The organism is Nocardioides sp. NPDC057767 (genome assembly GCF_042798275.1).
In the GTDB taxonomy this organism is placed as follows: Bacteria; Actinomycetota; Actinomycetes; order Propionibacteriales; family Nocardioidaceae; genus Nocardioides.
The window spans coordinates 1-12,417 of the sequence record NZ_JBHVKJ010000096.1 but is presented as its reverse complement, the minus strand read 5'-3'; the positions used below and the strand labels follow the sequence as shown (position 1 = coordinate 12,417).

14 protein-coding genes are annotated in these 12,417 nt (G+C 68.9%); 7 read left to right on the top strand and 7 right to left on the bottom strand.

What is annotated here, in order from left to right; translation table 11 throughout:
- Positions 1-75: 75 nt before the first annotated feature.
- From ACFVDI_RS27695 to ACFVDI_RS27685, 3 genes are read right to left on the bottom strand one after another with little or no spacing between them, the layout of a single operon-like run.
- The gene (locus tag ACFVDI_RS27695; protein ID WP_378912110.1) at positions 76-1,023 is read right to left on the bottom strand and encodes an ATP-binding cassette domain-containing protein; all 948 of its coding nucleotides are present in this window, start codon (positions 1,021-1,023) and stop codon (positions 76-78) included.
- A gap of 1 nt (position 1,024) precedes the next feature.
- The gene (locus ACFVDI_RS27690; protein WP_378912109.1) at positions 1,025-1,822 is read right to left on the bottom strand and encodes an ABC transporter permease; all 798 of its coding nucleotides are present in this window, start codon (positions 1,820-1,822) and stop codon (positions 1,025-1,027) included.
- On the bottom strand, positions 1,815-2,636 hold the full coding sequence (locus ACFVDI_RS27685) for an ABC transporter permease (protein ID WP_378912108.1): 822 nt from the start codon (positions 2,634-2,636) through the stop codon (positions 1,815-1,817). The genes ACFVDI_RS27690 and ACFVDI_RS27685 overlap by 8 nt, the downstream gene beginning before the upstream one ends.
- 137 nt (positions 2,637-2,773) lie before the next feature.
- Between ACFVDI_RS27685 and ACFVDI_RS27680 the strand changes: the two genes are divergently transcribed.
- The 3 genes from ACFVDI_RS27680 to ACFVDI_RS27670 all read left to right on the top strand — a co-directional run bounded on the left by ACFVDI_RS27680 (position 2,774) and on the right by ACFVDI_RS27670 (position 5,379).
- A complete protein-coding gene (locus tag ACFVDI_RS27680) occupies positions 2,774-3,949 on the top strand; it encodes an LLM class flavin-dependent oxidoreductase (RefSeq protein ID WP_196876355.1) in 1,176 nt (391 codons plus the stop codon).
- Positions 3,946-4,593 (top strand): FMN reductase, encoded by a 648-nt coding sequence (locus ACFVDI_RS27675; protein WP_378912107.1) that lies wholly within the window; start codon positions 3,946-3,948, stop codon positions 4,591-4,593. Before ACFVDI_RS27680 ends, ACFVDI_RS27675 begins: the two co-directional genes overlap by 4 nt.
- 117 nt (positions 4,594-4,710) lie before the next feature.
- Positions 4,711-5,379 (top strand): response regulator transcription factor, encoded by a 669-nt coding sequence (locus ACFVDI_RS27670; protein ID WP_378912106.1) that lies wholly within the window; start codon positions 4,711-4,713, stop codon positions 5,377-5,379.
- Between the two features lie 34 nt (positions 5,380-5,413).
- Here ACFVDI_RS27670 and ACFVDI_RS27665 read toward each other — a convergent pair whose 3' ends face one another.
- The gene (locus ACFVDI_RS27665; protein WP_328530264.1) at positions 5,414-5,941 is read right to left on the bottom strand and encodes a YbhB/YbcL family Raf kinase inhibitor-like protein; all 528 of its coding nucleotides are present in this window, start codon (positions 5,939-5,941) and stop codon (positions 5,414-5,416) included.
- Positions 5,942-6,023: 82 nt separating this feature from the next.
- On the opposite strand from ACFVDI_RS27665, the gene cobA reads away from it, so the two are divergent.
- The 4 genes from cobA to ACFVDI_RS27645 all read left to right on the top strand — a co-directional run bounded on the left by cobA (position 6,024) and on the right by ACFVDI_RS27645 (position 8,848).
- Positions 6,024-7,250, top strand: a complete 1,227-nt coding sequence (cobA, locus tag ACFVDI_RS27660) for a uroporphyrinogen-III C-methyltransferase (protein ID WP_378912105.1) — start codon at positions 6,024-6,026, stop codon at positions 7,248-7,250.
- 134 nt (positions 7,251-7,384) lie between these two features.
- On the top strand, positions 7,385-7,711 hold the full coding sequence (locus ACFVDI_RS27655; protein ID WP_328530266.1) for a type II toxin-antitoxin system RelE/ParE family toxin: 327 nt from the start codon (positions 7,385-7,387) through the stop codon (positions 7,709-7,711).
- 10 nt (positions 7,712-7,721) lie between these two features.
- Positions 7,722-8,042, top strand: a complete 321-nt coding sequence (locus tag ACFVDI_RS27650; protein WP_378912104.1) for a helix-turn-helix domain-containing protein — start codon at positions 7,722-7,724, stop codon at positions 8,040-8,042.
- Between the two features lie 2 nt (positions 8,043-8,044).
- Positions 8,045-8,848, top strand: a complete 804-nt coding sequence (locus ACFVDI_RS27645) for a TrmH family RNA methyltransferase (protein ID WP_378912103.1) — start codon at positions 8,045-8,047, stop codon at positions 8,846-8,848.
- A gap of 93 nt (positions 8,849-8,941) precedes the next feature.
- On the opposite strand, the gene ACFVDI_RS27640 is transcribed toward ACFVDI_RS27645, so the two are convergent.
- From ACFVDI_RS27640 to ACFVDI_RS27630, 3 genes are all read right to left on the bottom strand, one after another.
- Positions 8,942-10,555: an alpha-amylase family glycosyl hydrolase gene (locus tag ACFVDI_RS27640; RefSeq protein WP_378912102.1), complete on the bottom strand. Its 1,614-nt coding sequence runs from the start codon at positions 10,553-10,555 to the stop codon at positions 8,942-8,944.
- Positions 10,556-10,571: 16 nt separating this feature from the next.
- Positions 10,572-11,462 (bottom strand): sugar ABC transporter permease, encoded by an 891-nt coding sequence (locus ACFVDI_RS27635; RefSeq protein WP_378912101.1) that lies wholly within the window; start codon positions 11,460-11,462, stop codon positions 10,572-10,574.
- The coding region (locus ACFVDI_RS27630) for a carbohydrate ABC transporter permease (RefSeq protein WP_378912100.1) at positions 11,446-12,417 on the bottom strand (972 nt) is incomplete at its 5' end. The genes ACFVDI_RS27630 and ACFVDI_RS27635, both read right to left, overlap by 17 nt.

Genomic DNA, 12,417 nt, shown 5'->3' with positions numbered 1-12,417 from the left:
CTCACTATAACCCCGGTCGTGTCGGCTCTTCTTCCCGCGCCCACTCGACGGAGATCTTGGTCAGGACGGGCCGACTCAGCGGGAGTAGAGCTGCCGGATGACGTCCTCGATGGCGGGCTCGTGGATGGACAGATCGGCGACGTCGTACGCAGCCGCGACCTGCGCCACCAGCGGAGCCGCGGAGGCGCCGGCCGGGAAGGAGAGCCACTGGCGCGGACCCTCGACCTTCACCACCTGAGCCCCTTCGACGGCGATCGCCGGCGCCTCGTCGACGAGGTCGACGACGAGCGTGCGAGAAGCGTCGCCGTTGAGGCGCAGCGACGACAGCGGGCCGTCGAAGACGGCGGTGCCGTGGTCGATCACGATGACCCGGTCGCACAGCGCCTCGATGTCCTGGAGGTCGTGCGTGGTGAGCATCAGGGTCGTCCCGCGCTCGTGGTTGAGGGACCGCAGGAACTCCCGCAGCCGACCCTTGGAGATCACGTCGAGACCGATCGTCGGCTCGTCGAGATAGAGGATCTCGGGGTCGTGGAGCAGTGCGGCGGCGATGTCGCCGCGCATCCGCTGCCCCAGGCTCAGCTGACGCACCGGGGTGTCCATCAGGTCGCCGAGGTCGAGCAGCGCGACGTGGTCGTCGAGGTTGCGGCGGAAGGTCTGGTCGGGGATCCGGTAGATCCGCCGCAGCAGCTCGAAGGAGTCGCGCAGCGGGAGGTCCCACCACAGCGACGTACGCTGCCCGAAGACGACCCCGATCCGCCGGGCCAGCTCCCGGCGCTGGCGGGAAGGCTCCAGGTCCGCCACCCGTGCCGAGCCGCCTGACGGCACCAGGATCCCCGTGAGCATCTTGATGGTCGTCGACTTCCCGGCGCCGTTGGGGCCGATGTAGCCGACCATCTCACCTGCGTCGATCTCGAAGGAGAGGTCGTGCACGGCCTGCTTCACCACCGACGTACGCCGGAATCCGCCCGCCCGCTTGCGGATGGTGAACTCGCGGGACAGGTCCCGCACCTCGATCAGCGACACATCAGCTCCCGGTCGATCGGTAACGGCGAAGGCCCTGACGCCACACCAGCGCGGTCACGACGACCAGCGCGAGGGCGGCCAGGGGTGAGGCGAAGCGGAACCAGTCCGGTGCCCCGAAAGGGTCGGTGAGGCCGAGCAGGAACAGGCACGGATACCAGTTCACGAACGCCAGCGGCAGCAGGTAGGTGAGCGAGCGGACGACCTCGCGCGGGAAGATCGTCATCGGGTACTGCATGATCGTGTTGCCGCCGTAGGTGAAGGCGTTGGCGAACTCCGAGGCGTCGGTGGTCCAGAACTGGATCGTCGAGAAGGTCACGAACACGCAGAAGTAGATGACCACGCCCGAGACGAGCGCCACCACGAGCACCAGCAGCCGCTGCGGGTTCCAGTCCACGATCGGCGCCGCCCAGGCGAACACGGCGATGCCCTGGGCGATCTGCCCCAGTCGCCGCAGCTCGAACCGGTCGGCGCACAGCTGTACCAGCACCGGGACGGGCTTGGTCATCATCGCGTCGAGGTCCCCGCTGCGCACCTTCTGGCCTATCTTCTCGACGCTCCCGACCAGCATGTCGGCGAGCCGGAACGAGATCGAGGTGACTCCGTAGAGCAGGGCGATCTCGCGCAGGGTGAAGCCGCCGTAGGTGTCGAGGTGGCTGAACATCAGCCAGATCGACACGAAGTCGAGGAACGTGATCAGCACCCCGCCGAGGGTCATCGTCCAGAACGAGACCGGATAGGCCATCGATGCCCGGACCCACAGCGCCGCGATGAGCCAGTAGGCGCGCACCGCATCAGCCACCCTGGACCACCACCTTGCGGGTCGCCGCACGCAGCACGAGCGCACACATCCCCAGCAGCACGACCGCCCACAGCACCTGCAGCCCGATCGCGGCGAGCAGGTCGAGCCCGGTGTGGCGGCCCAGCCAGATGTCGGCCGGGGTCTGGATGTAGGAGGCGAACGGAAGCGCCAGCGCGACCTGGCGCAGCCCGTCGGGGAAGAGGTTGAGGGGCAGGGTCAGTCCGCTGAGAAAGGTGGCCAGGACGCTCAGCAGCACCCGCGGTCCCGTCGCGTCCAGCAGCCAGAACGCGCTGGCCGCGAAGAGGAACCGGACGGCGAAGCTGACCACGACCGCGAGGGTGACGCTGACCAGGAAACCGGTTGCTCCGACGGGGGAGGGCAGGACCAGTCCGAAGAGCAGCGCGCCGATGATCGTCGGCGCCACGCCCCGGGTGGCGAAGTGGTAGAGACCGCGGCCGAGGTCGGCGGCGAGATACCAGCCCAGGACGCTGACGGGGCGATAGAGGTCGACGGCGATGTCGCCGTTGCGGATCCGCTCGGCGAGGTCGTCGGTCGACCCGCCGCTCCACAGAGCGATGGTCATCAGCAGCGCCTGCCCGATCCAGACGAAGGTGACGGCCTGGTCGGCCTCGTAGCCGCCGGCGGACGGGTTCTGCTCCCACAGCGCCAGATAGGCGAAGCTGAGGATGATCCCGAAGACCGAGTTGGTGAAGATCCCGGCGAGCGTCGCGGCGGTGTAGGTGGAGTAGCGCCGGAAGGACCGGGTCGCGATCGCGGCGTACAGACTCAGCTGTGCATGCAGCGCCCCGGACACCTGACGTACGTTGGCACAGGAGGGGCTGCGTACGCCAAGGGGTTTCCTGGAATAACGTTGATGCAGCAACTGTTTGCCGAGTAGTTCGGATTTCAACTATCGTGGCAGGACCACGAGAGGGGCAGTGAACAATGGGTATGCAGTTCGGCATCTTCACCGTCGGCGACGTGACCACGGACCCGACGACCGGCAAGACCCCGACGGAGCACGAGCGGATCAAGGCCACCGTCGAGATCGCCAAGCACGCCGAGGAGGTGGGCCTGGACGTCTTCGCGACCGGTGAGCACCACAACCCGCCGTTCATCGCCTCCAACCCGACCGCGACGCTGGCCTACATCGGCGCCCAGACCGAGAACATCATCCTGAGCACGGCGACCACGCTGATCACCACCACCGACCCGGTGCTGATCGCGGAGGACTACGCCAAGATCCAGCACCTCACCGACGGTCGCGTCGACCTGATGATGGGCCGCGGCAACACCGGCCCGGTCTACCCCTGGTTCGGCAAGGACATCCGCCAAGGCATCAACCTGGCGATCGAGAACTACGCCCTGCTGCGCCGGCTGTGGAGCGAGGACGTCGTCGACTGGTCCGGCCGGTTCCGTACGCCGCTGCAGGGCTACACCTCGACGCCGCGGCCGCTGGACGGCGTCGCGCCGTTCGTCTGGCACGGCTCGATCCGCTCGCCGGAGATCGCTGAACAGGCTGCGTACTATGGCGACGGCTTCTTCCACAACCACATCTTCTGGCCGGCCTCGCACACCAAGCAGATGGTGCAGCTCTACCGCCAGCGCTTCGAGCACTACGGCCACGGCACCGCCGACCAGGCGATCGTCGGGCTGGGTGGGCAGTTCTTCATGCGGCCCAACTCCCAGGACGCGATCAACGAGTTCCGGCCCTACTTCGACAACGCCCCGGTCTACGGCCACGGCCCCTCGCTGGAGGACTTCAGCGAGGCCACGCCGCTGACCGTCGGCTCGCCGCAGCAGGTCATCGAGCGGACCCTCTCCTTCCGTGAGTACGTCGGTGACTACCAGCGCCAGCTCTTCCTGCTCGACCACGCCGGGCTCCCGCTGAAGACGGTGCTGGAGCAGCTCGACCTCTACGGCGAGATCCTCCCGACCCTGCGCGCGGAGTTCGAGAAGCTGCGCAAGCCCGGTGTTCCGGACGCCCCGACCCACGCCTCCCTGGTGGAGAAGGCCGGCGGCGCCAAGGACTCGACCGTCTACGCCGAGGGCGACTCCGCCACCGGCTCCTCCGACCGCGATCTGCACGACCCGGAGGTCGCCAAGGTCCTCGAGGGGGAGCTGTGACCCGGATCGTCGTCGTCTCGGCCGGGCTCTCGGTCCCGTCCTCGACCAAGCTGCTCGCCGACATGCTCGGCGAGGCGACGACCCGGGCCGTCCAGGCCCGGGGCGCCGAGGTCGAGGTCGAGCACGTCGAGCTGCGCGGTCTGGCGCACGAGCTGACCGACAACCTGCTCACCGGCTTCGCCAAGCCGGCGCTGCAGGCGGCCATCGACCAGGTGCGTCGTGCTGACGGCGTCATCGTCGTGACCCCGGTGTTCTCCGCGTCCTACTCGGGTCTGTTCAAGACGTTCTTCGACGTACTCGAGCAGGGTGTCCTCGACGCGAAGCCGGTCCTGATCGCCGCGACCGCCGGCACCGCCCGGCACTCGCTGGTGCTCGAGCACGCACTGCGCCCGCTCTTCGCCTACCTGCACGCCGTGGTCGTCCCGACCGGGGTCTTCGCCGCCACCGACGACTTCGCCGGTGGCCCGGAGCTCCCCAAGCGGGTCGACCGGGCCGCCGCGGAGCTGGCCGCGCTGCTGGCTGTGGGCGGTGGCGCGAGCGCCGCCCCGGCGCCGCATCGCACGCTGGTGGAGGACGAGTTCGCCAACCCGACCTCCTTCGAGACGCTGCTCAAGCGAGCCTCCGAGGGCCCGCCGGAGTTCTGATCCCGGGTGGTCTCCGTCGCCCGCCGATGCGAACACGGGCGCGAGATACCGGGGGTTTGCGGTGGAGTGCGACAGAATGCGTCTCGACCGCTGCCCCCAACACCGAGCGGAGGCGTTGTGCCCAGCTATGAGCCGAGCGTCGTCGTTGCCGACGAGTCGCCTCTTCTCCGTGCTGGTCTCACGACCCTGCTCGCACGTGGTGGCTACCAGGTGGTGGCCGACGCCGGCGACGCCGAGACGCTCGTCCAGGCCGCCACCGACACCCTGCCGACGCTGGTCGTCACCGACGCCCGGCTGAGCGGGAGAACCCCTGACGAGGGGATCGGTGCCACGGTCCGGCTGCACGAGAAGGTGCCGGAGATGGGCATCCTCGTGCTCGCGGACTCGCTCGACACGGCCTACGCCGCCCCGGCCTTCGCCAGCACCGGCACCGGGGGCCTCGGATACCTGCGCAAGTCACGCGTACGCACCATCCCGCACTTCCTCGACGTCGTCGGCCGGGTGTCGTCAGGTGAGGTGGTGGTCGACCCCGAGGTCATCTCACGGATGGTCGAGTCATCGCCCGATGCCGACGGCGATGCGATGGCGCGGCTATCGATGCGGCAGAGCGAGGTGCTGGGTCTGATCCAGGCCGGGTTCCCGGACCGCGCGATCATCAGCAAGCTCTTCAGCGGCAGGCGACAGTTCGAGCAGTGCCTGAGCGAGATCTTCCTCGCGCTCGGTCTCTCCGGCGAGGTCGAGCACCGGCGTACGCCGACGCTGCTGACCCACCTCGCCTCCGGCTGACGGTGGGAGCCCCTGGGGCTCCCACCGCCGGAGCTCAGTGCTGGTAGGTGCCCACCACGACGGCGCGGGCCAGGGCCTTGAACGCCAAGTTGAACGAGACGACGGCCGGGGTGACCTCGTCGTTCACGCCCAGGGTCTCCTCGCCGACGGCGTGGACCACGAAGTAGTAGCGGTGGACCTGGTCGCCGGCCGGGGGAGCGGCGCCGCCGAAGTCCTTGGTGCCGAAGTCGGAGGCGACGTGGAACGCCTTGCCCGGGAGCTCGGCGGTCGCGGCGCCGGCACCGGCGGGCAGCTCGGTGACGTCGGCGGGGACGTCGACCAGGGCCCAGTGCCAGAAGCCGCTGGGGGTGGGCGCGTCGGGATCGAAGCAGGTGATGACGTAGGACTTCGTCCCCTCCGGCGCGCCGCTCCAGCTGAGCTGCGGGGAGGTGTTGCCGCCGTCGTAGACCTGGTCCTGCTTCAGCGGCTGGCCGTCGGTCACGTCCTGGCTGGTCAGCGTGAAGGAGGGAAGGGCGGGCATGAGCGAGTAGGGGTCCGGTTTCACCGGGCGGTCGAGTGCCATGGCCACCAACGTAGCTCACGAACCCAGTCCGCGAATCGACCCTTTGTCAGGACACGGCCGGGTGTTGGGCGAGGATGTACCCATGAGTTCTGAGCATGCCGTTCCCTATCCCGCCGGCCTCATCCTGGAGGGCCGGAGGGTGGTCGTCGTGGGTGGTGGCCGGGTGGCGCAGCGGCGCGTGCCGGCACTGATCGCCGCGGGGGCGCGGGTCGAGGTCGTCTCGCCGTCGCTGACTCCTGCTCTGGAGGGCCTGCTCGGCTCGGGCGAGATCTCCTGGCATCAGGCCCGCTTCTCGGCCGACGTGCTCGACGGCGCCTGGTACGTCATCGCCGCGACCCAGAACGCCGAGGTCAACGAAGAGGTCTCGGTGGCCGCGGAGGAGCGACGGATCTTCTGCGTACGCGCCGACGACGGCACGCGGGCCACCGCATGGACCCCGGCCACCGGGCAGGACGGCGACCTGACCGTGGCCGTGCTGGCCAACCGCGACCCGCGGCGCTCCGCGGGCGTGCGCGACCGGATCCTCGACGGACTCCGCTCCGGTGAGCTCATCGCTCCGCACGAGCGTCAGCGCGTGCCCGGAGTGACCCTGATCGGCGGCGGCCCGGGTCACCCCGGACTGATCTCGGTCGCGGGCCGCAAGGCCCTGATGGAGGCCGACATCGTCGTCGCCGACCGGCTGGCGCCGCGTGAGCTGCTCTCCGAGCTGCCGGCCGACGTCGAGCTCGTCGACGTCGCCAAGCTTCCCCGCGGCCGCTCGGCCCAGCAGGAGGAGATCAACCGCATCATCGTCGAGGCGGCCAAGGAAGGGAAGGCGGTCGCGCGCTTCAAGGGTGGCGACAACTTCATCTTCGGCCGTGGCTTCGAGGAGGTGCTGGCCTGTCGCGAGGCCGGCGTACCGGTCCACGTCATCCCCGGCCTGACCTCGCCGGTGACCGTCCCCGGCGTCGCCGGCATCCCGGTGACCCACCGCGGCGTCGCCCACGAGTTCACCGTCATCTCCGGGCACGTCCCGCCGGCCGACCCCACCTCGCTGACCAACTGGTCCGCCGTCGCCCAGCTCGGTGGCACCCTGGTCCTCCTGATGGCCGTCCAGAACGCCCCGGCGATCGCGACCGCCCTGATGGACGGCGGACGTGCCGCCTCGACTCCCGTCGCGGTCGTCTGCGACGGCACGATGCCGACGCAGCGTACGGTCCTGGCGACCCTCGAGACCCTCGAGAAGACTCTGGCCGACGAGAACGTCCAGCCTCCGGCGATCATCGTCGTCGGCGAGGTCGTCCGCGTCGCCCACCCCGACTCCTTCTAGACCTCTGGTCGGCGCGGCGTCGACTCGTTGCCATGAGTTGAATCATACGGTCGCTGCATGAGATTTGCAGCGAACCATGGCGACTGCCCGTTCCGCGATGATCGCACTTGTGCGATCATCGCGTGGATGCGATCATGAGCATGGAGGTAGAGCTTCATGACGAGGTCGTGAAGTGGCTGGATGCTCTGAGCGACGCGGAGTGGGTCCGGGTCGCGGTGATCGTGGATCGGTTGGCCGATCTGGGGCCCCGCGCACGGATGCCCCTCTCGCGGGGTTTGGGGGAGGGCCTGTTCGAGCTTCGCTTCACTCTCGGGTCGACTGCCCGGAGGATCACCTACAGATTCACCAGCGATGCTCGAATCATCCTTCTGACGACTTTCCACAAGCAACGAGACAACGAGCGCGGTGAGGTGGCCAGAGCCCGCAAGGCGGCCGCCGAATGCGCGCGGCGCTATCCCTAGGAGAGCAACCATGGCGAACTACTCCCGCTGGTCCGACGTCCGGGCCGAGCGTCCCGCCCCGTCCGACGAGGCCAGGGCGAGCGTCGAGCAGGATCTTGCACTCGGGCAGCTGATCTACGACCTGCGTACGGCGGCAGGGCTGAGTCAGCGTGAGCTGGCCACTCGGATGGGCACGACTCAGTCGGTCATCTCCCGACTCGAGGAAGGCGGAGGAGCGCGCAACCGGATCGACACCCTGGCACGCGTCGCGACCGCTCTGGGCCGGCATCTGGTCCTCTCCTTCCCTGAGGAAGTGTCGGGGGACATGAAGGACTCGGTGCAGGTCGCCTGACCATGGCTGAACTCATCGAGATCTCCGACCCCGACGATCCGCGTCTCGCGGACTACCGCGATCTGCGTGACGTGGAGCTGCGCAAGTCCATCGAGTCCGCGGAGGGGCTGTTCCTTGCGGAGGGCGAGAAGGTCGTACGCCGCGCGGTGACCGGCGGCTTCGAGCCGCGCTCGTTCCTGATGGCGCCGAAATGGCTCGACGGGCTCTCCGACGTGCTCGAGTCGACCGATGCGCCGTGCTACGTGATGAGCGAGAAGGCTGCCGAGGAGGTGACCGGGTTCCATGTGCACCGCGGTGCGCTGGCGTCCTTGAGGCGGCGACCGCTGCCGTCGGTGGAGTCGGTGCTCGAGGGTGCCCGTTCGGTCCTGGTGCTGGAGGACATCGTCGACCACACCAACGTCGGCGCGATCTTCCGGTCGGGGGCGGCGCTGGGCTTCGATGCCGTCCTGCTGGCGCCGCGCTGCGCCGACCCGCTCTACCGCCGCTCGATCAAGGTCGCGATGGGCGCGGTCTTCGCGCTGCCGTGGACCCGCCTGCCGGACTGGTACGAAGCACTCCCGTCCCTCTCTGCCGCCGGCTTCACCACCGTCGCCCTGACCCTGGCCGACGACGCTGTCGACATCGAGAAGGCCGTCGAGGGCGTCGACAAGGTCGCCCTCGTCCTCGGCTCCGAGGGCCACGGCCTCTCCCCGCGCTGGCAGCAGGCGTCCGACCGCCGCGCCATCATCCCGATGTCCGCCGGCATCGACTCCCTCAACGTAGCCGCGGCCACCGCCGTCGCCTGCTACGTCACAGCCCGCCGCTGACCGGCCGAGAATGTAGTTGTGGGCGACGAATGTCTACTTTCGTCGCCCACAACTACAGATTCGGCGTCCACAGGTGCGGACTCGGCCGGGACCTCAGGCCAGCTGCCACCAGACGGTCGTGTCGCCGGGGAGGTCGGCGGATCCTTCGGTGACGGGCACGGGGCCCGAGGAGGAGAGGAGTACGTCACCAGGTGCTGCGATGCGTACCGGATCCTGGGTGGTGTTGACGGTGCACGCGAAACCAGAGCGCTCGAACCAGAGGACCCCGGCGGGGGCCTCGTCGTGCCAGGTGACCGCGTCGCCGGCGCCGAGGCCGGAGACCTCGCGACGGATCTTCAGCGCCGAGCGGTAGAGCTCGAGGGTGGAGCCTTCCACGTCGGTCTGGGCCTCGACGCTCATCTCACCCCACGACGACGGCTGGGGCAGCCAGGAGCCGCCCTCGCCGAAGCCGTAGGAGGAACCCGACCGGGTCCACGGCAGCGGCACGCGGCAGCCGTCGCGGAAGCCGTCCTGGCCGTTGGCGCGGTGGAAGGACGGGTCCTGGCGGACCTCGTCGGGCAGGTCGGTCACGTCGGGGAGGCCGAGCTCCTCGCCCTGGTAGACGTACGCCGATCCCGGAAGCGCGAGCATGAGGAGCGTCGCCGCGCGAGCGCGCCGCAGTCCGAGCGAGCGGTCGCCCGCGGTCCGGATCTGGGTCCCCGACCCCGGAGGGTTGGCGAACCGGGTGGCGTGCCGGGTGACGTCGTGGTTGGACAGCACCCAGGTCGCCGGAGCGCCGACCGGACGCATCGCGTCCAGGGAGCTGTCGATGACCTTGCGCAGCGCCGCGGCGTCCCAGGCGGTGTCGAGGTACTCGAAGTTGAAGGCCTGGTGCAGCTCGTCAGGGCGTACGTAGTTGGCCGACCGCGCCACCGTCGGGGTCCACGCCTCGGCGACGAAGATCCGGCCCGGGTAGTCCGCCAGGACCCGCCGCCAGGAGCGGTAGATCTCGTGGACGCCGTCCTGGTCGAAGAAGGGCATCACGTCGTTGCCGAGCAGGTGGAGCTGGTCCGAGTGGCCGATGGACGGCAGGCCCTCGGCCTTGACGAGGCCGTGGGCAACATCGATGCGGAAGCCGTCGATGCCGAGGTCGAGCCAGAACCGCAGGATGTCCAGGAACTCCGCGGCGACCTCGGGGGAGTTCCAGTTGAAGTCGGGCTGCTCGGGGGCGAAGAGGTGGAGATACCACTCGCCGTCGGGCACCCGGGTCCAGGCCGGACCGCCGAAGATCGAGTCCCAGTCGTTCGGTGGCTCCGAGCCGTCCGGCCCGCGTCCGGGCAGGAAGTGGTAGCGCGACCGCATCGGCGACCCGGGCCCCTCGGCCAGAGCCTGCTGGAACCATGCGTGCTGGTCGGAGGAGTGGTTGGGGACGATGTCGGCGATGATCTTGAGCCCCAGCTCGTGGGCAGCAGAGATCAGCGCTCGGGCGTCGTCGAGCGTGCCGTACCGAGGGTCGACCGCACGGTAGTCGGAGACGTCATAGCCTCCGTCGGCCTGCGGCGAGGCGTAGAACGGGCTCAGCCAGACCGCATCCACGCCCAGCGAGCGGAGGTAGGGGAGCCGTGACCGAATCCCGGGAAGGTCACCGGTGCCGTCGCCGTCGCTGTCGGCGAAGCTGCGCGGGTAGACCTGGTAGATGACGGCGTCACGCCACCATTCGGTGTTCATGAGAGAGAAGAACCTTTCAGCCCTTGACGCCGCCGGCGGTCAGACCGGTGACGACGTGTCGTTGGACGAGGTAGAAGAAGATGGTGACCGGGATGGCGATGAGGACGGCGGTGGCGGCCATCAGGTTCCACTGCGCGTCGTGCTCGCTGATGAAGCTCTGCAGGCCGACCGCGAAGGTGTACTTCGAGTCGTCGAGCAGGAACGTCGAGGCGAAGGCCACCTCGGCGAAGGCGGTGATGAAGGCGTAGAACGCGGCCACCGCGAGGCCGGGACGTGCCAGCGGCAGGATGAGCCGCCAGAACGTACCGAACGGGGTGAGCCCGTCGATCATGCCGGCCTCGTCGAGCTCGACCGGGATGGTGTCGAAGTAGCCCTTCAGCAGCCAGGAGCAGTAAGGGACGATCGTGGTGCAGTTGACCAGGATCAGGCCGAGGTGCGAGTCCACCAGCCGCAGCTGGGAGAAGATCTCGTACATCGGCACGATCAGCACCGCGATCGGGAACGCCTGCGTCAGCAGCAGCACCCACATCAGTGAGCGATGGCCGGGGAACCGCATCCGGGAGACGGCGTAGCCGGTCGTCGCCGCCGACATCACGCCGAACAGGGTCGTGCCGCCCGCGACCACCAGGGTCGACCACAGCCAGTTGAAGAACTCGGTGTTGGTCAGCACGAACGAGTAGTTGTCCAGGGTCGCCTTCGCGAAGATGCCGCCGGGGTGTAGGTAGTCGTCCTTGTCGGGTCCCAGCGACAGGTAGACGAGCCAGACGATCGGGAACAGCGCGATCAGCGACGCCACCGTGAGGGTGACGTGCGTGCCCACCTGCGCGACCGGGCCGAGGTCGCCGCGTCGGCTCTGCCGTTTCTTGGGCGCGCTGCTGGGCGCGTGGGTGCTAGGCGAGCTGGTCATTGCGTTTCAACCACCGGTAGTAGAAGGACGTGAAGACGATCAGGATCGCGAGCAGCAGGACGCCGTACGCCGCGGACATCGCGAAGTCGCGAGGCTGCTGCCCGAAGCCGAGGCGGTAGGCCCAGGTGACCAGGATCTGCGCGTCCGGCGCGGTGTTGCCGAAGAGGAGGAAGATGATCGCGAACTGGTTGAAGGTCCAGATCACCCCGAGCAGCACGACGGTCGAGCTCACCGAGGACAGCCCCGGGAGGGTGACGTGCCGGAACCGCTGCCAGGCGCTGGCGCCGTCGATCTCGGCGGCCTCGTAGAGGTTCTCGTCGATCGACTGCAGCCCGCCGAGCAGGGAGAGCATCATGAACGGCACGCCGCACCAGGTGTTGACCATGATCGCGGCCGTACGCTGCCAGGTCGGGTCCTCGAGCCAGCTCGGGGAGACGAGACCGATCGTGTCGAGCATCGAGTTGATGACGCCCGCGTCGGCCAGCATGATCCGCCAGGCGAAGACGGTGACGAACGTCGGCACCGCCCAGGGCAGGATCAGCAGCAGCCGGTACGCCACGCGCCCGCGCAGCCGCTGGTTGAGCAGCATCGCCAGCCCGAGGCCGATCACGTAGTGCAGCACGACACAGGTGACGGTCCACACGATCGTCCAGACGAAGTGGGACCAGAAGCGGTCGTAGGCCGCGGGGCCCCACAGGATCTCGGCGTAGTTGTCCAGACCGATGAACTTGTAGGTCGCATCGATCGTGTTGACGCCGATGGTGCGCGCCGAGTTGAGGCTGTTGGCGTCGGTCAGGGTCAGGTAGAAACCGCGCGCGAGCGGGTAGCCGACCAGCACGCCGAGGACGATCACGACGGGCGCGACCATCGCGTAGGCGTACCAGTAGCGGCGGTAGGAGTCGCGCACGCGCTGGACGGGGCGGGGCGCCCGCCGCCGAGACCGCGGGGTCTCGGC